At 64.2% G+C, this 19,014-nt stretch carries 17 protein-coding genes; 15 read left to right on the forward strand and 2 right to left on the reverse strand.

Features of this window, described 5'->3' with window-relative positions; translation table 11 throughout:
* From dnaA to ACZ75I_RS00075, 15 genes are all read left to right on the forward strand, one after another.
* A complete protein-coding gene (gene dnaA, locus ACZ75I_RS00005; RefSeq protein ID WP_061480432.1) occupies nucleotides 1–1,332 on the forward strand; it encodes a chromosomal replication initiator protein DnaA in 1,332 nt (443 codons plus the stop codon).
* A gap of 275 nt (nucleotides 1,333–1,607) precedes the next feature.
* Nucleotides 1,608–2,708 (forward strand): DNA polymerase III subunit beta, encoded by a 1,101-nt coding sequence (gene dnaN, locus ACZ75I_RS00010; RefSeq protein ID WP_005411731.1) that lies wholly within the window; start codon nucleotides 1,608–1,610, stop codon nucleotides 2,706–2,708.
* A 985-nt stretch (nucleotides 2,709–3,693) separates the two neighbouring features.
* Nucleotides 3,694–4,788 carry a DNA replication/repair protein RecF gene (gene recF, locus ACZ75I_RS00015; protein WP_346476700.1) on the forward strand — a complete coding sequence of 365 codons (1,095 nt, stop codon included), beginning with the start codon at nucleotides 3,694–3,696 and terminating at the stop codon, nucleotides 4,786–4,788.
* A 112-nt stretch (nucleotides 4,789–4,900) separates the two neighbouring features.
* Entirely contained in the window at nucleotides 4,901–7,360 is a 2,460-nt protein-coding gene (gene gyrB / locus ACZ75I_RS00020) for a DNA topoisomerase (ATP-hydrolyzing) subunit B (protein ID WP_061480434.1), read from the forward strand.
* A gap of 67 nt (nucleotides 7,361–7,427) precedes the next feature.
* Nucleotides 7,428–8,276 carry a CPBP family intramembrane glutamic endopeptidase gene (locus ACZ75I_RS00025; RefSeq protein WP_049417132.1) on the forward strand — a complete coding sequence of 283 codons (849 nt, stop codon included), beginning with the start codon at nucleotides 7,428–7,430 and terminating at the stop codon, nucleotides 8,274–8,276.
* A gap of 71 nt (nucleotides 8,277–8,347) precedes the next feature.
* The gene (locus ACZ75I_RS00030; RefSeq protein ID WP_242890310.1) at nucleotides 8,348–9,154 is read left to right on the forward strand and encodes a M48 family metallopeptidase; all 807 of its coding nucleotides are present in this window, start codon (nucleotides 8,348–8,350) and stop codon (nucleotides 9,152–9,154) included.
* A gap of 132 nt (nucleotides 9,155–9,286) precedes the next feature.
* On the forward strand, nucleotides 9,287–10,480 hold the full coding sequence (locus ACZ75I_RS00035) for a tetratricopeptide repeat protein (RefSeq protein WP_061480436.1): 1,194 nt from the start codon (nucleotides 9,287–9,289) through the stop codon (nucleotides 10,478–10,480).
* A gap of 143 nt (nucleotides 10,481–10,623) precedes the next feature.
* Nucleotides 10,624–11,292: an energy transducer TonB gene (locus ACZ75I_RS00040; protein WP_005421199.1), complete on the forward strand. Its 669-nt coding sequence runs from the start codon at nucleotides 10,624–10,626 to the stop codon at nucleotides 11,290–11,292.
* Nucleotides 11,293–11,386: 94 nt separating this feature from the next.
* Complete coding sequence (exbB, locus tag ACZ75I_RS00045; protein WP_005411738.1) at nucleotides 11,387–12,148, forward strand: TonB-system energizer ExbB; 762 nt, start codon at nucleotides 11,387–11,389, stop codon at nucleotides 12,146–12,148.
* Nucleotides 12,149–12,209: 61 nt separating this feature from the next.
* Entirely contained in the window at nucleotides 12,210–12,635 is a 426-nt protein-coding gene (locus ACZ75I_RS00050) for an ExbD/TolR family protein (protein WP_005421196.1), read from the forward strand.
* A 3-nt stretch (nucleotides 12,636–12,638) separates the two neighbouring features.
* The gene (locus ACZ75I_RS00055; protein ID WP_005411740.1) at nucleotides 12,639–13,052 is read left to right on the forward strand and encodes an ExbD/TolR family protein; all 414 of its coding nucleotides are present in this window, start codon (nucleotides 12,639–12,641) and stop codon (nucleotides 13,050–13,052) included.
* A gap of 156 nt (nucleotides 13,053–13,208) precedes the next feature.
* Nucleotides 13,209–14,669, forward strand: coding sequence for a cardiolipin synthase (gene cls / locus ACZ75I_RS00060; protein ID WP_049413411.1), 1,461 nt, complete (start codon nucleotides 13,209–13,211; stop codon nucleotides 14,667–14,669).
* 40 nt (nucleotides 14,670–14,709) lie between these two features.
* Nucleotides 14,710–14,979 (forward strand): hypothetical protein, encoded by a 270-nt coding sequence (locus ACZ75I_RS00065; RefSeq protein ID WP_472958542.1) that lies wholly within the window; start codon nucleotides 14,710–14,712, stop codon nucleotides 14,977–14,979.
* 9 nt (nucleotides 14,980–14,988) lie between these two features.
* Nucleotides 14,989–15,732: a pyridoxine 5'-phosphate synthase gene (locus tag ACZ75I_RS00070; RefSeq protein ID WP_180868617.1), complete on the forward strand. Its 744-nt coding sequence runs from the start codon at nucleotides 14,989–14,991 to the stop codon at nucleotides 15,730–15,732.
* A 142-nt stretch (nucleotides 15,733–15,874) separates the two neighbouring features.
* A complete protein-coding gene (locus ACZ75I_RS00075; protein WP_472958543.1) occupies nucleotides 15,875–16,966 on the forward strand; it encodes a PA0069 family radical SAM protein in 1,092 nt (363 codons plus the stop codon).
* A gap of 55 nt (nucleotides 16,967–17,021) precedes the next feature.
* Here ACZ75I_RS00075 and ACZ75I_RS00080 read toward each other — a convergent pair whose 3' ends face one another.
* A complete protein-coding gene (locus ACZ75I_RS00080; protein WP_180868613.1) occupies nucleotides 17,022–17,729 on the reverse strand; it encodes a 2OG-Fe(II) oxygenase in 708 nt (235 codons plus the stop codon).
* Between the two features lie 108 nt (nucleotides 17,730–17,837).
* A complete protein-coding gene (locus tag ACZ75I_RS00085) occupies nucleotides 17,838–18,854 on the reverse strand; it encodes a class 1 fructose-bisphosphatase (protein WP_061480468.1) in 1,017 nt (338 codons plus the stop codon).
* Between the last annotated feature and the right edge of the window lie 160 nt (nucleotides 18,855–19,014).

Consider the following 19,014-nt stretch of genomic DNA (forward strand, 5'->3'; position numbering starts at 1 on the left):
ATGGATGCCTGGTCCCGTAGTCTCGAGCGCCTCGAAGCGGAGTTCCCGCCGGAAGACGTTCATACCTGGTTGAAGCCGCTGCAGGCCGATCTGCGCGTGGACAGCCTGGTGCTGTATGCACCGAATGCCTTCATCGTCGACCAGGTCCGCGAGCTGTACCTGGCCCGGATCCGCGAACTGCTGGCTCACTTCGCCGGTTTCAGCGACGTTTTTCTTGAAATCGGCTCGCGCCCGCGCCCCGTGGAGGCGCAGAACGCGCCGGTTTCCACGTCGTCGGCGCCTGTGTCCAGCGAACCGCAGGTGCCGTTTGCCGGCAATCTGGACAATCACTACACCTTCGCCAACTTCGTCGAAGGGCGCAGTAACCAGCTGGGCCTGGCCGCTGCCTTCCAGGCAGCGCAGAAGCCGGGCGACCGGGCCCACAACCCGCTGCTGCTGTACGGAGGCACCGGCCTGGGCAAGACCCACCTGATGTTCGCCGCCGGCAACGCGATGCGCCAGGCCAATCCAGTCGCGAAGGTGCTGTACCTGCGTTCGGAACAGTTCTTCAGCGCCATGATCCGGGCCCTGCAGGAAAAGACCATGGATCAGTTCAAGCGCCAGTTCCAGCAGGTGGACGCGCTGTTGATCGATGACATCCAGTTCTTCGCCGGCAAGGACCGCACGCAGGAAGAGTTCTTCCACACCTTCAACGCGTTGTTCGATGGCAAGCAACAGATCATCCTGACCTGTGACCGCTATCCGCGCGAGGTCGAAGGCCTGGAAGCGCGCCTGAAGTCGCGGCTTGCCTGGGGCCTGTCGGTCGCGATCGAACCGCCGGACTTCGAGACCCGCGCCGCGATCGTGCTGGCCAAGGCGCGCGAACGCGGTGCCGAGATTCCCGATGATGTTGCGTTCCTGATCGCCAAGAAGATGCGCTCCAACGTTCGCGACCTCGAGGGCGCGCTCAATACCCTGACCGCCCGCGCCAACTTCACCGGCCGCGCGATCACCACCGAATTCGCTCAGGAAACCCTGCGCGACCTGCTGCGCGCCCAGCAGCAGGCGATCAGCATTCCCAACATCCAGAAAACCGTTGCCGACTACTACGGCCTGCAGATCAAGGATCTGCTGTCGAAGCGTCGGACCCGCTCGCTCGCTCGCCCCCGCCAGGTCGCCATGGCCCTGACCAAGGAACTGACCGAGCACAGCCTGCCCGAGATCGGCGACGCCTTTGCCGGTCGCGATCACACCACGGTGCTGCATGCCTGCCGCCAGATCCGGACCCTGATGGAAACCGACGGCAAGCTCCGCGAAGACTGGGACAAGCTGATCCGGAAGCTGAGCGAATGATGCACGGATGCCGATGAGGCGTCATCGCACAAAACGGTGCAGAATCCGGTAGCAAGCGCGGGACACGTTGTGGATAAAAATGGCGTCTGAAATCCCGTCGAATTTATCCACAGCTTTCCCCACCCCTTGGGGGTCGGTAATACAGAGGGTTTCGATGTCTGAAAATCCTTTATTTACAAAGACTTAGCATTGTTTTCCAGCGATTCTGTCTCTACCAGCACCACCAAGCTTTTGATTTATTCCACATTTTTTAAAGCATAGGGGCACGGAACCACATGCGTTTCACACTGCAGCGCGAAGCCTTTCTCAAGCCGTTGGCACAGGTCGTCAACGTGGTCGAACGCCGCCAGACCCTTCCGGTTCTGGCCAATTTCCTGGTCCAGGTGCAGAACGGCCAGCTGTCGCTGACCGGTACCGACCTGGAAGTGGAGATGGTGTCGCGGATCGCGGTTGAAGATGCCCAGGACGGCGAAACCACCATCCCCGCCCGCAAGCTGTTCGAGATCATCCGCGCCCTGCCCGATGGCAGCCGGATCACCGTGTCGCAGACCGGAGACAAGATCACCGTGCAGGCCGGTCGTAGCCGCTTCACCCTGGCAACCCTGCCCTCCAATGACTTCCCGTCGGTTGACGAAGTGGAAGCCACTGAGCGCGTGGCCATCGGCGAAGCGACCCTGAAGGAGCTCATCGAGCGCACCGCGTTCGCGATGGCGCAGCAGGACGTGCGCTATTACCTCAATGGCCTGCTGTTCGATCTGCGCGGTGACGCCCTGCGTACCGTTGCCACCGACGGCCACCGTCTGGCACTGTGTGAAACCGACCTGGCCAAGCCGAGCGGTTCCAAGCGCCAGATCATCGTGCCGCGCAAGGGCGTGACCGAGCTGCAGCGCCTGCTGGAAAGCGGTGATCGCGAGATCGAGCTGGAAGTCGGCCGCAGCCACGTCCGCGTCAAGCGCGACGATGTCACCTTTACCTCCAAGCTGATCGACGGCCGTTTCCCGGATTACGAAGCGGTGATTCCGATCGGTGCCGACCGTGAGGTGAAGGTTGATCGTGAAGCGCTGCGCGCCTCGCTGCAGCGCGCTGCGATCCTGTCCAACGAGAAGTACCGCGGCATCCGCGTGGAAGTGTCGCCGGGCAACCTGAAGATCAGCGCGCACAACCCGGAGCAGGAGGAAGCCCAGGAAGAGATCGAAGCCGATACCACGGTCAGCGATCTCGCCATCGGCTTCAACGTGAACTACTTGCTGGATGCCCTCTCCGCCCTGCGCGATGAGGAAGTCATCATCCAGCTGCGCGACTCCAACTCCTCGGCGCTGGTGCGTGAGTCCAGCAGCGAGAAGTCGCGCCACGTGGTCATGCCGCTGCGTCTCTGACATCAGCCCGGTTCCACGTGGAACATAACGACGCCCGGGAAGCTCCCGGGCGTTTTATTTTTGCACGTTCCACGTGGATCATCGGGCCGACCCTTTCCAGCGTGTATTTCGGACGGAACGCATCTTCCTTGATGCACCCGGTTGCGTGCGCTTTGCTTCCCAACTACCGACGGGACTTTGAGTCGATGCCAGGGACTGCTTCCGAATCAAGTTTGATCGGGGCCGGTACCTGGAGTCTCAACGCAGTTGCTATGGACCTGGCCTGGTCGGATGCCGAAGCGCATCCACGCTGCGGCGACGGTGCTCGCTGTTTCTGAAATCCTCTCTGTCCACAGGACTCATTCGGGGCAGATCGAGCCAAGCCTAGCTTCTAAATCTGGGTATAAATCTAAAGCATGGTGGTGATGGTAGAGCCAGATTTCGTGGAGAAATGTGTTATCTACATGATTTAAAAGGAATTTATGTGGGTGAAACCCCCTGTATAGAGGCGCCTCAGGCTGGGGGGGAACCTGTGGATAGTTTCCAGACCCAAGCAAAAGGGCTTTTTTATCCACAGATTGCCCATACCTTGTGTATAAGTCATACAGTCCCGCTGTGGACAGCGTGAAACGAATGGGCCGGATTCTTTGAAATCTGTGGAACCTCCCATGGCATCGGATCGCAGATTTGGAGGAACCCGGGCCCCCGCCCGCTCACCTGGCCGGGCAAGCGTTCAGCAAACACCTGCGGCAGTGGTCCTGAAATCCTTGAAATCTGGCGGGCCACGCCCCGCAACCCTGTGCAGAATTAAAGGAATTTCAGCTGCGTCCGGAGCTGGAAACGGGCATGCCGGTGAACCGGCGCCACGTGGAACCCGCGATCAGTTGGTGTGCGGGAGCTTCTGCTACGCATCGATGCGGGTGCAGCGCGTCCGGCTTGACCGATGCAGTAAGCTGATGGATTCCCTGCCCCTCTACCGCCTCGAGCGGATGGTCGTTCGCGCCCCATGCTTATCCGCCGCCTCGCCTTGCACCAACTGCGTCGCTTCAGTGCGGTGGATCTCTTGCCCCAGCCGGGGCTGAACCTGCTCACTGGCGACAACGGTGCCGGCAAGACCAGCGTGCTGGAGGCCCTGCATCTGATGGCCTATGGCCGCAGCTTCCGCGGCCGGGTCCGCGATGGACTGGTACGCCAGGGCCAGGAGGCGCTGGAGATCTTCGTGGAATGGAACGAGCAGCGTGCCGACCACGCGCCGCATCGCCGAAAGGCCGGCCTGCGCCACAGTGGGCAGGACTGGAAGGGACGATTGGACGGTGAAGACGTGGCTCAGCTCGGCAACCTCTGCGCAGCGCTGGCGGTAGTGACGTTCGAGCCCGGCAGCCATGCGCTGGTCAGCGGCGGTGGCGAGCCCCGCCGTCGCTTCCTGGATTGGGGCTTGTTCCACGTGGAACCTGATTTCCTGTCCTTGTGGCGCCGCTATTCAAGGGCGCTGAAGCAGCGCAATGCCCTGCTCAAGCAGGGCGGCCCGTCGCGGATGCTGGACACCTGGGATCACGAGTTGGCTGAGGCCGGGGAGCCCCTTACCAGCCGGCGTCAGCACTACCTTGAGCGGCTGCAGCAGCGTGCCGTGGCGCTGGCTGCCAGTTTGGCGCCGCAACTCGGCATCCAGGCACTGCAACTCAGTCCAGGCTGGCGTCGGCATGAGCTTCCCCTGGCAGATGCTCTGCTTCTGGCCCGGGATCGTGACCGCCAGGCCGGCTACACCTCGGTTGGGCCGCACCGGGCGGACTGGAGCGTGGATTTCCACAGCATTCCTGGTCGCGATGCACTGTCACGCGGTCAGGCCAAGCTCACCGCATTGGCGTGCCTGCTGGCGCAGGCTGAGGACTATGCAGAACAGCGCGGCGAATGGCCGGTGATCGCACTGGACGATCTGGCCTCCGAACTGGATCGTACCCACCAGGCGCGGGTATTGGAGCGCCTGCTCACCGGCCCGGCGCAGATCTTCGTCACCGCTACTGAACCCCCGGCGGCCCTGCAGGGCCTGACCCAGATCGCCCGGTTCCACGTGGAACATGCACAGATCGTGGCTGTGCCATAGTGGGCACATCAGGGCCACTCGACCCCGGCTGGTATAATTCGGGTTGGAATCCTTTCATTCTCGGCACATCGCCCCAAGCGGTGTCCGACCTGCGGAGCCTACGGCAAGCGCAATGAGCGACGAACAGAACACCCCGGCAAACAACGGCAATTACGACGCCAACAGCATTACCGCCCTGGAAGGCCTGGAGGCTGTCCGCAAGCGACCCGGCATGTACATCGGTGACGTGCATGACGGCACCGGTCTGCACCACATGGTGTTCGAGGTTGTCGACAACTCGATCGACGAAGCGCTGGCCGGCCACGCCGACCATGTCGCGGTGACGATCCACGCTGACGGTTCGGTCTCGGTGTCCGACAACGGTCGCGGCATCCCGACCGGCAAGCACGAGCAGATGAGCGCCAAGCTCGGTCGCGAAGTGTCCGCCGCCGAAGTCGTCATGACCGTCCTGCACGCAGGCGGCAAGTTCGACGACAACAGCTACAAGGTTTCCGGCGGCCTGCACGGCGTCGGCGTCAGCGTGGTCAACGCGCTATCGCAGAAGCTGCTGGTAGACGTGTTCCAGAACGGCTCCCATTACCAGCAGGAATTCAGCAACGGCGCGGCCGTGACCCCGCTCGCCAAGCTGGAAGCCACCACCAAGCGTGGCACCACCGTGCGCTTCTGGCCGTCCACCGTCGCTTTCCACGACAACGTGGAATTCCACTACGACATCCTGGCCCGCCGTCTGCGCGAGTTGTCGTTCCTGAACTCCGGCGTCAAGATCGTCCTTGCCGACGAGCGCGGCGACGGCCGTCGCGATGACTTCCACTACGAAGGCGGCATCCGCAGCTTCGTGGAGCATCTGGCCCAGCTGAAGACCCCGCTGCACCCGAATGTCATCTCCGTCACCGGCGAGCACAACGGCATCGTCGTGGAGGTGGCGCTGCAGTGGACCGACTCCTACCAGGAGACGATGTACTGCTTCACCAACAACATCCCGCAGAAGGACGGCGGTACTCACCTCGCCGGTTTCCGCGGTGCGTTGACCCGCGTGCTCAACAACTACATCGAGCAGAACGGCATCGCCAAGCAGGCCAAGATCAACCTGACCGGCGACGACATGCGCGAAGGCATGATCGCGGTGCTGTCGGTGAAGGTGCCGGACCCGAGCTTCTCCAGCCAGACCAAGGAGAAGCTGGTCAGCTCCGACGTGCGTCCGGCGGTGGAAAACGCCTTCGGTGCGCGCCTGGAAGAGTTCCTGCAGGAAAACCCGAACGAAGCCAAGGCGATCGCCGGCAAGATCGTCGATGCCGCGCGTGCGCGTGAAGCTGCGCGCAAGGCCCGCGACCTGACCCGCCGCAAGGGCGCGCTGGACATCGCCGGCCTGCCGGGCAAGCTGGCCGACTGCCAGGAAAAGGACCCGGCGCTGTCCGAACTGTTCATCGTCGAGGGTGACTCGGCAGGTGGCTCGGCCAAGCAGGGCCGCAACCGCAAGAACCAGGCGGTGCTGCCGCTGCGCGGCAAGATTCTCAACGTGGAACGCGCGCGCTTCGACCGCATGCTGTCCTCCGACCAGGTCGGTACGCTGATCACCGCACTGGGTACCGGCATCGGCCGCGACGAGTACAACCCGGACAAGCTGCGCTACCACAAGATCATCATCATGACCGACGCCGACGTCGACGGCGCCCACATCCGCACCCTGCTGCTGACGTTCTTCTACCGTCAGATGCCGGAGCTGATCGAGCGCGGTTACGTCTACATCGGCCTGCCGCCGCTGTACAAGATCAAGCAGGGCAAGCAGGAGCTGTACTTGAAGGATGACCCGGCGCTGGACAGCTACCTGGCCAGCAGCGCAGTGGAAAACGCTTCACTGGTGCCGGCCACCGGCGAGCCCGGCATCGAAGGCCTGGCGCTGGAGAAGCTGCTGCTGGCCTACGCCGCCGCGCTCGATTCCATCGAACGCAACGCGCACCGTTATGACCGCAACCTGCTCGAAGCGCTGGTCGATTTCGTGCCGATGGACATGGACAGCCTGCGCAATGCGGGCGAAGGCGAAGGCCTGGATGCGCTGGCCAAGCGCCTCAACCAAGGCAGCCTGGGCAGCCCGCGTTTCAGCCTGGAACTGCAGGAAGCCAACGACGAGCGCCCGGCCGCCGTGCTGGTGACCCGTCGCCACATGGGCGAGGAGCACATCCAGGTGCTGCCGATGTCGGCGTTCGAGAGTGGCGAACTGCGTGCGATCCACCAGGCCTCCAAGCTGCTGCACGGCCTGGTGCGCGAAGGTGCAACGATTTCCCGCGGCGCCAAGTCGATCGAAGTCGACAGCTTCGCGAAGGCGCAGAACTGGCTGCTCGAGGAGGCCAAGCGCGGCCGCCAGATCCAGCGATTCAAGGGTCTGGGTGAAATGAATCCGGAGCAGTTGTGGGATACCACGGTGAACCCGGAAACCCGTCGCCTGCTGCAGGTGCGCATCGAGGATGCGGTCGCTGCCGACCAGATCTTCAGCACCCTGATGGGCGATGTCGTCGAGCCGCGTCGCGACTTCATCGAAGACAATGCGCTGAAGGTCGCCAACCTGGATATCTGACACAATCGGGACCTGGCTGGTGCGCGGGGAGCTGCACCGGCCTTCGTCCCTTGAACACAGGTACCTGATGTCCGCATCCACCCCGGTCTCCGCCGCCCCGCCCCCGGTTCCGCCGGTGTCTGCCCCACCGCGCGCCGTGGCACCGTTGGCAGGCTTCTTCATCGACCTGGGCATCGCCGCCGTTACCCTGGTCGGCCTGAGCATGGTCACCGGCCTGTTCTGGGGCTTCTACCGTGCAATCGTGGTCAGCCGCGCCAACGCCGAGGCCAATGGCGGTGGACTGACACCTGACGCCGTCGGCGCGGCAGTGGGCCAGCCCGGTGCCCTGGCGCAGATCCTGATGGCCCTGATCGCCACCGGTGGCGCCGCGCTGCTGCTGTACTTCTGGCGACGCCCGGCAAACGCCGGCGAACGCATGGCGTCGCGACAGGCGTTGCTGCGGCCGTCCACCTGGGGCTGGACCCTGCTGGTGGCCACGCTGATCGTGCTCGGCAGCAACGGCATCGCCTTCCTTTCCAAGCAGTTCGGCATCGAGCCGGTGCCCACCAACGTGGAACTGATGCAGAGCGCAATCGCTCGCTTCCCGCTGTTCCTGGTGCTGTTTGCGGTCGTCCTCGCCCCCGCCTACGAAGAGCTGCTGTTCCGCCGCGTCCTGTTCGGGCGCCTGTGGCAGGCCGGCCGCCCCTGGCTGGGCCTGATCCTCAGCAGCCTGGCGTTCGCCCTGGTCCACGAAGTGCCCGGTGTCAGCAAGAACTCGCTGCTGGGCATGGCGCAGCTGTGGCTGGTGTACGGTGGCATGGGCGCCGCCTTCTGCTGGCTGTACCGCCGCACCGGCACCCTGTGGGCGGCGATTGCCGCGCATGCGCTGAACAACGCGGTCGCGCTCGCCGCAATGGTGTTCCTGGGGTCAACGTAACGCCGTGCCCGCTTGACGAAAGATTAAGCAGGTACGCTACACACTGCGCACATGAACACGGGGGCGGACCCATGAAACAACTGCTGCTGGCTCTAGTCATCACCACCGTGGTCAGTGCCTGTGCGACCACCACCTCGCCAACCGGACGACGGCAGATGGTGGGCGGCGTGTCGCAGGCGCAGCTTGACCAGCTCGGTGCGCAGGCGTTTGCCGAGACCAAGCAGAAAGAGAAGATCAGCACCGATGGCCGCCAGAACGGCTACGTGCAGTGCGTGGTCAATGCCCTGGTCGCGCAGTTGCCGCCTCAATACCGTGGCGTACGGTGGGAGACGGCGGTGTTCGTCGACAAGGAGCCCAACGCCTTCGCCCTGCCCGGCGGCAAGGTCGGCGTGAACACTGGCATCTTCACCGTTGCCAGGAACCAGGATCAGCTGGCTGCCGTAATCGGCCATGAAATCGGCCACGTCATCGCCCGCCACCACGAGGAGCGCATCACCCGGCAGATGGGCGCGCAGACCGGGCTGGCCGTGCTCGGTGCGCTGGCCGGCGCGGCCTACGGCGAAGGCGCTGCCAGCACCGTCAACCAGCTTGGTGGCATGGGCGCGCAGACCGCCTTCCTGCTGCCCGGTTCACGCACCCAGGAAAGCGAGGCCGACGTGATCGGCCAGCGACTGATGGCCCAGGCCGGATTCAACCCGGCCCAGGCGGTGGATCTGTGGCAGAACATGATGGCCGCCAGCGGCGGTCGAAGCCCGCAATGGCTGTCCACCCACCCCGATCCGGCCAACCGGATCCAGGAGCTGCGACGTGACGCACCGGGCCTCGCGCCGGTCTATCAGCAGGCGCAGGCGGCCGGGCTGCGGCCAAAGTGCGGATGAGTGCGCAGTTCTATGCTGTATTGCAGCACATAAAACGATTTCTCACGCCATCTGTTTCTGATACGTTTGGCGGCTCAGATTTTTCTGACAGTCCGACTTTGCCGCTATCCGGCGGTTCGATCGAGGTGAACGATGATTTTCCGTAACCACAAAGCTGTGCTTTCCGTCCTCGTCGCGACCGCCCTGACCGGCGCCGTGGTCACCGATGCCTTCGCGCAGTCCTCGCGTTCCTCCGACCGTGGCAGCCGCGGCGGCAGCAGCAAGCAGGCCAAGGCCGAACCGCTGTACCCGAATGCGACCCGCCAGGAGCCGACCGTCAAGGCCTCGGCCAAGATGGGCAGCAAGCTGCAGAAAATGATCGACAGCTACAACAAGGAAAAGTTCCCGGAGACGCGCACGCAGGCTGACGCGATCCTGGCTGACAGCGCCTCCAACGAGTACGACAAGTCGCTGGCCGCGCAGCTGGCCTCGCAGGCCGCCTACCAGACCGACGACACCCCGGCCGCCATCGCCTACCTGAAGCAGGTCATCCAGTTCAACGGCCTGGACAACAACGGCCACTTCCAGTCGATGCTGATGCTGGGCCAGCTGCAGCTGCAGGAAGACCAGACTGCCGAAGGCCTGGCCACCCTGGACAAGTACTTCGCCGAGAGCAAGTCGACCAAGCCGGAAGAGCTGATTGCCAAGGGCCAGGCGCTGTACCAGCTGGAGCGCTACCAGGAAGCGATCCCGGTGCTGAAGCAGGCCATCGCGGGCGCTGCCGAGCCGAAGGACAACTGGAACCAGCTGCTGATGGCGGCCCTTTCCGAAGCCGGCCAGACCGGTGAGGCCGTGCAGGCCGCAGAAGCGCTGGCGGCCAAGAACCCGTCGGACAAGAAGGCCCAGCTGAATCTGGCCAACATGTACATGCAGGCTGACCAGATGCCGAAGGCCGCCGCGGTGATGGACAAGCTGCGCAGCAGCGGCCAGCTCACCGAAGAGCGCGAGTACAAGCAGCTGTACTCGATCTATGCCAACACCGAGAACAAGGAAAAGGACGTCATCGCGGTCATCAACGAAGGGTTGCAGAAGGGCATCCTGAAGCCGGATTACCAGGTCTACCTGGCGCTGGCCCAGTCCTACTACTACTCCGACCAGGTGCCGCAGGCGATCGATGCGTGGCAGAAGGCCGCCCCGCTCTCCAAGGACGGTGAGACCTACCTGAACCTGGCACGCGTCCTGCATGCCGAAGGTCGCGTCCCCGAGGCCAAGCAGGCCGCCCAGCAGGCGCTGGCGAAGGGCGTGAAGAACCAGGCTGATGCCAAAAAAATCATCAACCTGAAGTAAGTAGGAATAACGCCTGAATGCCTGCTCAGTTGATGCGCAGGCGCTCAGGATTGGTATAAGCTTGGAGGTTCCTGCGGTGTCATGCACCGCTGATCAGGGATCCCGCCCCCGGGATTCCGGCCCCACTATTGAGCTCTTGGCGCATGACGGAACAACTAGTCGTTCACCGGTACGAACAACCCGATGACAAGGGGCTGAGCTGGCCTCGCATCGTCGGCATCGCGTTTGTAATTGCCCTGCATCTGGCCGCCTTCATGATGCTCCTGATTCCCGCCGTGGCTCCCAAGGCCGTCGCGGAGAAGGAGCGCAACGTCATGGTGACCATCGTCGACGCGCCGCCGCCGCCCCCACCGCCGCCGCCGCCGCCGCCGCCGCAGGATACTCCGCCACCGCCGGTGAAGAATCTGTCGCCGCCGAAGCCGTCGCCCGTACCGCCGCCGCCGCAGGCGCCGGTTGTCGACGTGCCGGAGCCGCGCCCGAACGATATCGTCACCCCGCCGTCGCCTCCGGCGCCGCCGGCACCGCCGACCTCGATCGAGGCCAGCGTGGACATCTCGTCGAAGGCCATGAATCCGCCGCGCTACCCGCCGGCAGCCTTCCGCGCAGGTATCCAAGGCGAAGTGATCCTGATCATTGATGTCGATGCCAGCGGCAACGTCACCAATGTCACGGTGGAAAAGTCCAGCCGTAACCGCGACCTGGACCGTGCTGCGATGGAAGCGGCTCGCAAGTGGCGCTTCAACGCCGCTGAAGCAGGCGGTAAGAAGACGGCAGGTCGCGTTCGCGTCCCGGTCAACTTTGCGCTGAACTGATGCGCCCGGGTGGCCGCCTGGCCACCCCCGCTCCCGGTTCGATTGTTTAGCTTAGCTACACCCTTTATCACCACACACAACAAAGGTAAGCGTCATGCTGCAGGAAATTTTCATCGCCGCTGCTGCCGGGGGCAATCCGTCCAACGCCCTGTCGCAGATGGGCTTCGAGCACCTGATCCACGAAATGACCACCAAGCCGGGTGATTTCGCGGTTTCCTGGGTCGTGCTGCTGACCCTGATCGCCATGTCGGCCATGTCCTGGTACTGGACCGTCATCAACATCTTCCGTGCCACCCGCCTGAAGAGCGCCGCTGATCGCGTCGTCAGCCTGTTCTGGGACACCCCGAACGCGCAGGACGCCATCCGTGCGATGGAAGAGCAGCCGGCTTCGGAGCCGTTCTCGAAGATCGCCCTGGACGCTGCCCAGGCAGCTGCCCACCACCAGCGCGCTGAAGGCGGTGCTACCGGCGGCGTCGGTGAGAACCTGAGCCGTTCGGAGTTCGTCGACCGCGCTCTGCGTCAGGCCGTCACCCGCGAAAGCAACAAGCTGCAGTCGGGCATGACCCTGCTGGCCACCGTCGGCGCGACCGCTCCGTTCGTCGGTCTGCTGGGTACCGTGTGGGGCATCTACGGCGCGCTGATCAAGATCGGTGCCACCGGCTCCGCTTCGATCGACGCCGTTGCCGGCCCGGTGGGTGAAGCGCTGATCATGACCGCGATCGGTCTGTTCGTCGCAATCCCGGCCGTGTTCGCCTTCAACTTCTTCAGCAAGATCAACAGCGCGACCATCAGCAAGTTCGATACCTTCGCGCACGACCTGCACGACTTCTTCGCCACCGGTTCGCGCGTCCGCTGATTGCGGCGCGCGTCACCCAGCGACGAAGTAAGTAGTCACCAAGATCTAGACGGAGCCCGTTATGGCTTTCAGTAGTGGTAACAGCGGCGGCCCCATGGCCGACATCAACGTTACGCCCCTCGTGGACGTGATGCTGGTGCTGCTGATCATCTTCATCATCACGGCGCCCCTGATGTCCCACAAGGTCAAGGTGGATCTGCCGGAAGCCAACCTGATCCAGAAGCCGGAAGATGCTGAAAAGCGTCCCAACCCGATTACGCTGGCAGTCAAGGAAGACGGCTCGATCTACTGGAACGACGAAGAAATCAACAAGCAGACTCTCGAGTCCCGCTTGGCGACCGCCGCACAGCAGACCCCGCAGCCGCCGCTGAACCTGCGCGGTGACCGCACCACCAAGATGCGCGTCATCAACGACCTGACCAAGGTCGCGCAGGAACAGGGCATGCTGGACGTCGGCTTCGTTGCGACCAAAGAAAAGGGGCAATAAGCCATGGCATTCAGTAGTGGTGGTGGCAAGGGCCCCATGGCAGACATCAACGTCACGCCCCTCGTGGACGTGATGCTGGTTCTGCTGATCATCTTCATCGTGACCGCGCCGATCATGACGTACCCGATCGCCGTGGACCTGCCGCAGCGCGTGCTCAACCCACCGCCGCAGCTGGTCGAACCGCCGCCGCCGATCGAACTGAAGATCGACGCCAGCAACCAGGTCTCGTGGAACAACAGCCCGATCAATACCAGCGAGCTGCAGCAGCGGATGGAGCAGGAGGTCCAGCGTGACCCGACCAACCAGCCGGAACTGCGCATCGACGCCAGCCCGGATTCCGAGTACGACGTGATGGCCAAGGTTCTGGCCGCCGCGAAGAACGCTCAGATGAAGAAGATCGGTTTTGTGCAGCAGTAAACGCGACACCGCAACACAACAGTCATGACGCGACTGCAGACGCCCCTGGAGACAGGGGCGTTTTTTTTTTGTGGGATGCAGTCGGGGTCAGAACCTTATTTGGCAGGAAAAGGGATCTGACCCCATCAGGGAGCACGCGCCCGCTATGATCGGCGCATGCTTGCCCTCTTCGATTCCCTGCGCCATTGGCTCGACGGTATCGCCCACCTCGGCACGATCCTGGCGGTGGCTTACCTGCTGTACCTGTTCGCGCTGGCGGGCTGGATCATGCTGCAGAAGCGCGAGCCGGTGGCCACGCTGAGCTGGATCCTTTCGCTGGCACTGCTCCCCTATCTCGGGCTCTTCATCTACTACCTGCTGGGCCCGCAGAAGGTGAAGCGGCAACGGCTGCGTCGTGGCCGTGCACGCTCGGGCATGGAGCACTACAGCGATGTCTGCCCGCCCGATTCGGACTGCACCGAACTGGCCAAGGTGGCCCAGGCCACGACCGGACTGGCCCCAAGCAGTGCCACCGAAGTGACCTGGCTGGTGGACGGTGCGGCGACCTACGCGGCCTTGCTGGAAGCCGTTGCACAGGCGCACGATCACATCCATCTGGAGTACTACATCTTCAATCCGGATCACGCAGGCACCGCCCTGCGCGATGCCCTGGTCGAGCGCGCACGTGCCGGTGTGCAGGTGCGCCTGCTGCTGGATGCGGTGGGCTCATCCGCCCTGCCCCGCCGTTTCCTGCAGCCCCTGCTCGAGGCCGGCGGTGAAGCGATCTGGTTCCACCCACGGCAGCTGCTGAAACCGTTCAAGCGCCCGTGGCTGAACCTGCGCACGCACCGCAAGCTGGTGATTGTCGATGGCCGCCTGGCCTTCACTGGCGGGATCAACATCACCGACGAGGAAGACGAAAGCCGCAGGCCCGACGCCTATCGCGACCTGCACATGCGCATCCGCGGTCATGTGGTGCGCAGTCTGCAGCTGGTGTTCGCCGAGGACTGGCTCTACGCCAGTGGCCAGGAACCCTCGCGGATGGATATCGCCCGCTTGTGGCCGGCCGATATGCCGCTGCGCGGGGATGGCGCGATCAACGCGCAGGTACTGGTGTCCGGCCCGGATTCGGGCTGGGAGACGATCCACCGGCTGCACGTCGCCGCCATCCAGGAAGCGCACGAGCGGGTGTGGCTGGTGACGCCCTATTTCGTGCCGGGTGAAGCGGCGCGGATGGCGCTGACTTCGGCCGCGCTGGGCGGCCTGGACGTGCGCCTGCTGGTACCGAAAATGAGCGATTCGTGGTTCGTCACCCAGGCCGCGCGCTCGTACTTCGACGAGCTGTTGCATGCCGGCGTGAAGATCTACGAGTACGGCCCGCGCATGCTGCACACCAAGGCGTTCATCGCCGACGACGACGTCTGCATTGTCGGCAGTGCCAACTTCGACCACCGCAGCTTCCGCCTGAACTTCGAGCTGTCGATGATGATCAGCGACCGGGACCGCGTGGCGGCCCTGGCCGAGCTGCTGCAGGGTGAATTCGATCGCGCCACGCGGGTGCATGACCAGGCCGGGCGCTCGCTGTGGCTGCACCGCCTGCCCGAGGCCTTCGCCCGGCTGGCCTCGCCGCTGCTCTGACGCAGCGCTACACTGCGGCGATCATCCGGGGAGCCCGACTATGTACTGGTTGTACCTGCTGCTGGCGCTGGGCTGCTTTGCCTTCGCGCTGAAGACCCCAAGCGCAGGGTTGATGACCCTGTGCCTGCTGGCGGCGCTCGCCTTCCTGCTGGCCTGGGTACGCAGTCGTTACGTGGCCCGTTTCGGCGACCTGCAGCGCGACCCGGCCACCCTGATCGATGCCGAGGAACTGCGCCGCCTGCGCGAGCAGGCCCAGGCGCGCCGCAACGATGACGCCAACGGCAGCGATCCGTCCCCTCATTCCAAGTAGTTCCGTTCCATGACCCAGCTCAGCGTCAACGTCAACAAGATCGCCGTCCTGCGCAATTCGCGCGGCGGTGCCGAACCGGACGTGGTGCGCGCCGCCCAGGCCTGCCTGGATGCCGGCGCGCATGGCATCACCGTGCATCCGCGGCCGGACCGCCGCCACATCACCGCCGAGGACGTGCTTGCGCTGTCCATACTGACCCGCGCACGTGGCGTGGAATTCAACATCGAGGGCAATCCATTTGCGCCGCCGCGCGAGGGGTACCCGGGGCTGCTGCCGCTGTGCGAACAGACCCGTCCGGCGCAGGCCACCCTGGTGCCCGACGGCGATGGCCAGATCACCTCCGACCACGGTTTCGACTTCGAACGCGACGCCGAGCGCTTGCGCCCGTTGATTGCCGAACTGAAGGCGATGGGCTGCCGGGTCAGCCTGTTCGTTGATGCGGGCAACCCGTTGCTGGAGCAGGCCGCCGAGGTCGGTGCCGACCGCATCGAGCTGTACACCGGCCCCTACGCAGAGGCGCATGCGGCGGGCGACGCTGCGGCAATGCTCGAACTGTTCGCCACTGCGGCGCGGCGGGCGCAGGCAGTGGGGCTGGGAGTGAATGCCGGCCATGACCTGTCACAGGACAACCTCCGCGACTTCCTGGCCCACGTGCCGGACGTGCTGGAGGTGTCGATTGGCCACGCGCTGATCGGCGAGGCACTGTATGACGGGCTGGGTGCTACCGTGCGCGGCTACCTGACGCTGCTTTGATGCACTGCAGCCGAGCGTAGGCTCGGCTCTACAAGGTCCCTACATCAATTGTAGAGCCGAGCCCATGCTCGGCTCAGCACAGGGCTGAACCCTTCAGACGGCCGTCGCAGCCATTGAGACAGCCCCGGCGTACGCTGCCGCAATGGGTATTGCGATCAAGGGCCGAGGTTCCACGTCCCACCTTGCTGGGCGCTTCGAAAGCACCGTCAGCGAGGCGGTGGACGACGGCTGGGCGGTCGATGAGAGCGAGGAGTTCCTCGCGCCGCGCCTGCGCACCGAGGTGCGCGCCGAGACCGCGCGCAGCATCATCACCCGCAACACTTCGCCAGACGTCGGCTTCAGCCAGTCGGTGAATCCGTATCGCGGTTGTGAGCATGGGTGTTCCTACTGCTTCGCGCGCCCTTCGCATGCCTATCTGAACCTGTCGCCTGGCCTGGACTTCGAGACCAAGCTGTTCGCCAAGACCAATGCGCCTCAGCTGCTGCGCAAGGAACTGTCGAAACCCGGTTACGTGCCGCAGCCGATCGCGCTGGGCATCAACACAGATGCGTACCAGCCGATCGAGTGCAAGTTCAGGCTGACCCGCCAGCTGATCGAAGTGATGCTGGAAACCAGGCATCCGTTCTCGCTGATCACCAAGAACGCACTGGTCGAGCGCGACATTGATCTGCTCGCGCCGCTGGCGGCGGAGAACCTGGTCAGTGTGCATTTCTCGGTGACCTCGCTGGACCCGCATCTTTCCGCGAAGCTGGAACCGCGCGCATCAGCACCCCATGCACGGTTGCGCGCGATGAAGCGCCTGCATGACGCGGGTATCCCGGTGGGCGTGATGGTGGCGCCGGCGATTCCGTGGATCAACGACAGCGAACTTGAAGCGGTGCTGGAGGCTGCGCACGATGCCGGCGCCAGTACCGCGGGCTACGTGCTGCTGCGCCTGCCGCTGGAAGTGGCGCCGCTGTTCCGCGACTGGCTCGATACCCATCATCCCGATCGTGCCGCGCACGTGATGAGTACCATCCAGCAGCTGCGTGGTGGCAAGGACTACGACAGCCAGTTCGGCACCCGCATGCGCGGCCAGGGTGTGTATGCCGATCTGCTGAACAACCGCTTCAAGCTGGCGCGCAAGCGGTTGGGATTCAATGCGCAGAACAGCCATTGGCCGAAGCTGGATTGCAGCCGGTTCCAGAAGCCGCTGCCGCCGAAGAAGGATTCGCCGCAGGGGTCGTTGTTCTGAGGCCATCAGTCGAGCATGGCTCGACTCTACATCAAGGCCGACGAGCAGCTCGGGATCACCCGCCAAACAACTTCTGCGCACTCTGGAACAGGATCCAGCTGGTGGCGATGAACTTGTCGCCACCCTGTGGCCGATTGCCGCGATGGGTGTGGGTGAACGCCGTCGGCGCAATCAGCAGGCTACCGGTGCGTGGCGCGATCTTCCGCTCCTGGAACAGGAACTCGGTTTCGCCTTCGTCGAAGTCGTCATTGAGGTACAGCGTCCACAGCACGTGCCGGTGCAGGGTCTCGGCCTGCGCATCCTTCGGGTACAGCTCGCAGTGCCAGTACGGGTAGCCACCCTCGCCCGCGGCATACCACTGCAGGTTGATCGCGCCCGGACGCAGGCAGGTGCGGGCCAGGTCGGCCAGCTGCTGTTGCGGCATGTCGGGGAAGTCCTCGGCAGACAGGCGTCGCGGTTGGCCATTGCTGTCCTGGATCTGCAACATCAGCGGGGCAATCAACGCCTGTGGATAACGGCGTAGATAAGTCAGCAGGCCGTTGAACACCGCAATCTGCAGCTGCTGATCAACATCCTGCCAGCCGTCCAGGCCACTGATGCGCAGATCCTTGCTGTGCTTGAGTTCCGGGAACACGCCACTGCCCACCGCACCGGGCAGCAGGCCACGCGTGGCACGCATGCGCTCGACGATGGCCGCGCAGACCTCACTGGGGACGGCGTTGTGGATGACCTCGATGAAATCGACCGGGCCCTGCTCGTGCATGCGTGCATTCCTTCGGCGGCAACGGCTTGATGGTGCCGTTTGCCGCCCGCGGTGTCACCCTGCGGTCATGTCATCGAACTGCCATGACCGCCGTCAGGCGTTGAGCCGTCAGCCCTTCGCTTCGTCGTGCGCGTGGTGGTAACGCACCGCTTCGGCCACTTCCTCGCGCGAACCCAGGAACACCGGCACGCGCTGGTGCAGCTGGTCGGGCTGGATGTCGAGGATGCGCTCGCGGCCGGTCCAGGCGGCGCCGCCGGCCTGTTCGACCAGCAGGCCCATCGGGTTGGCTTCGTACATCAGGCGCAACTTGCCGGCCTTGGACGGATCCTTCTTGTCCCACGGGTAGATGAAGATGCCGCCGCGGGTCAGGATGCGATGCACGTCGGCCACCATGCTGGCGATCCAGCGCATGTTGAAGTTCTTGCCGCGCGCGCCTTCCTTGCCGGCCAGCAGATCACTGACGTAGGCCTGCATCGGCGCTTCCCAGTGACGCTGGTTGGACATGTTGATGGCGAATTCCTGGGTGGCCGCCGGAATCTGCATGTTCTCGGTGGTCAGCACGAACTCGCCCTTCTCGCGGTCCAGAGTGAAGGCGTGCGTGCCGTGGCCGACGGTCAGCACCAGCTGGGTGCTGGGCCCGTAGATGCAGTAGCCAGCGGCGATCTGCTTGCTGCCCGGCTGCAGGAAGGCGTCATCGCCCGGCAGCTCGACGTTGGTCGGGCAGCGCAGCACCGAGAAGATGGTGCCGACGGAGACGTTGACGTCGATGTTGGAGCTGCCATCGAGGGGATCGAACAGCAGCAGGAAATCACCGCGCGGATAGATGTCCGGCACCGGCTGGCTGTGGTCCATTTCCTCCGAGGCGCAGGCGGCAAGGTGGCCGCCCCAGGCATTGGCTTCGAGCAGGATCTCGTTGCTGATGACGTCCAGCTTCTTCTGCGCTTCGCCCTGCACGTTGCCGGTACCGGCGTCGCCGAGCACGCCACCGAGGGCACCCTTGCTGACGGCGATGGAGATGCTGGTGCAGGCGCGGGCGACGACCGCGATCAGCTGGCGCAGGTCGGCATTGATGCGGCCGGCGTGCTGTTCCTGGATCAGGAAGCGGGTCAACGAAGTACGGGACATGGTCGGGCAGGTCTCGGCAGCGGGAAAACGCCTATTGTCGCCCGTCTGGCGGGGGCGTGCGTGAGCGCGGGAAGGCGTAATCGTTTCCAGATGCGTTGCGCTGGTGGCGCCTTCCTTCTGTAGAGCCGAGCCCGCGCTCGGCTGCTCTTCGTCCTTCATG

It is taken from the genome of Stenotrophomonas sp. X (assembly GCF_055721025.1).

Coding starts and splice junctions, on each gene's coding strand:
- dnaA (WP_061480432.1), top strand. CDS start 1: ATGGATGCCTGGTCCCGTAGTCTCGAGCGCCTCGAAGCGGAGTTCCCG.
- dnaN (WP_005411731.1), top strand. CDS start 1,608: ATGCGTTTCACACTGCAGCGCGAAGCCTTTCTCAAGCCGTTGGCACAG.
- recF (WP_346476700.1), top strand. CDS start 3,694: ATGCTTATCCGCCGCCTCGCCTTGCACCAACTGCGTCGCTTCAGTGCG.
- gyrB (WP_061480434.1), top strand. CDS start 4,901: ATGAGCGACGAACAGAACACCCCGGCAAACAACGGCAATTACGACGCC.
- ACZ75I_RS00025 (WP_049417132.1), top strand. CDS start 7,428: ATGTCCGCATCCACCCCGGTCTCCGCCGCCCCGCCCCCGGTTCCGCCG.
- ACZ75I_RS00030 (WP_242890310.1), top strand. CDS start 8,348: ATGAAACAACTGCTGCTGGCTCTAGTCATCACCACCGTGGTCAGTGCC.
- ACZ75I_RS00035 (WP_061480436.1), top strand. CDS start 9,287: ATGATTTTCCGTAACCACAAAGCTGTGCTTTCCGTCCTCGTCGCGACC.
- ACZ75I_RS00040 (WP_005421199.1), top strand. CDS start 10,624: ATGACGGAACAACTAGTCGTTCACCGGTACGAACAACCCGATGACAAG.
- exbB (WP_005411738.1), top strand. CDS start 11,387: ATGCTGCAGGAAATTTTCATCGCCGCTGCTGCCGGGGGCAATCCGTCC.
- ACZ75I_RS00050 (WP_005421196.1), top strand. CDS start 12,210: ATGGCTTTCAGTAGTGGTAACAGCGGCGGCCCCATGGCCGACATCAAC.
- ACZ75I_RS00055 (WP_005411740.1), top strand. CDS start 12,639: ATGGCATTCAGTAGTGGTGGTGGCAAGGGCCCCATGGCAGACATCAAC.
- cls (WP_049413411.1), top strand. CDS start 13,209: ATGCTTGCCCTCTTCGATTCCCTGCGCCATTGGCTCGACGGTATCGCC.
- ACZ75I_RS00065 (WP_472958542.1), top strand. CDS start 14,710: ATGTACTGGTTGTACCTGCTGCTGGCGCTGGGCTGCTTTGCCTTCGCG.
- ACZ75I_RS00070 (WP_180868617.1), top strand. CDS start 14,989: ATGACCCAGCTCAGCGTCAACGTCAACAAGATCGCCGTCCTGCGCAAT.
- ACZ75I_RS00075 (WP_472958543.1), top strand. CDS start 15,875: ATGGGTATTGCGATCAAGGGCCGAGGTTCCACGTCCCACCTTGCTGGG.
- ACZ75I_RS00080 (WP_180868613.1), bottom strand. CDS start 17,729: ATGCACGAGCAGGGCCCGGTCGATTTCATCGAGGTCATCCACAACGCC.
- ACZ75I_RS00085 (WP_061480468.1), bottom strand. CDS start 18,854: ATGTCCCGTACTTCGTTGACCCGCTTCCTGATCCAGGAACAGCACGCC.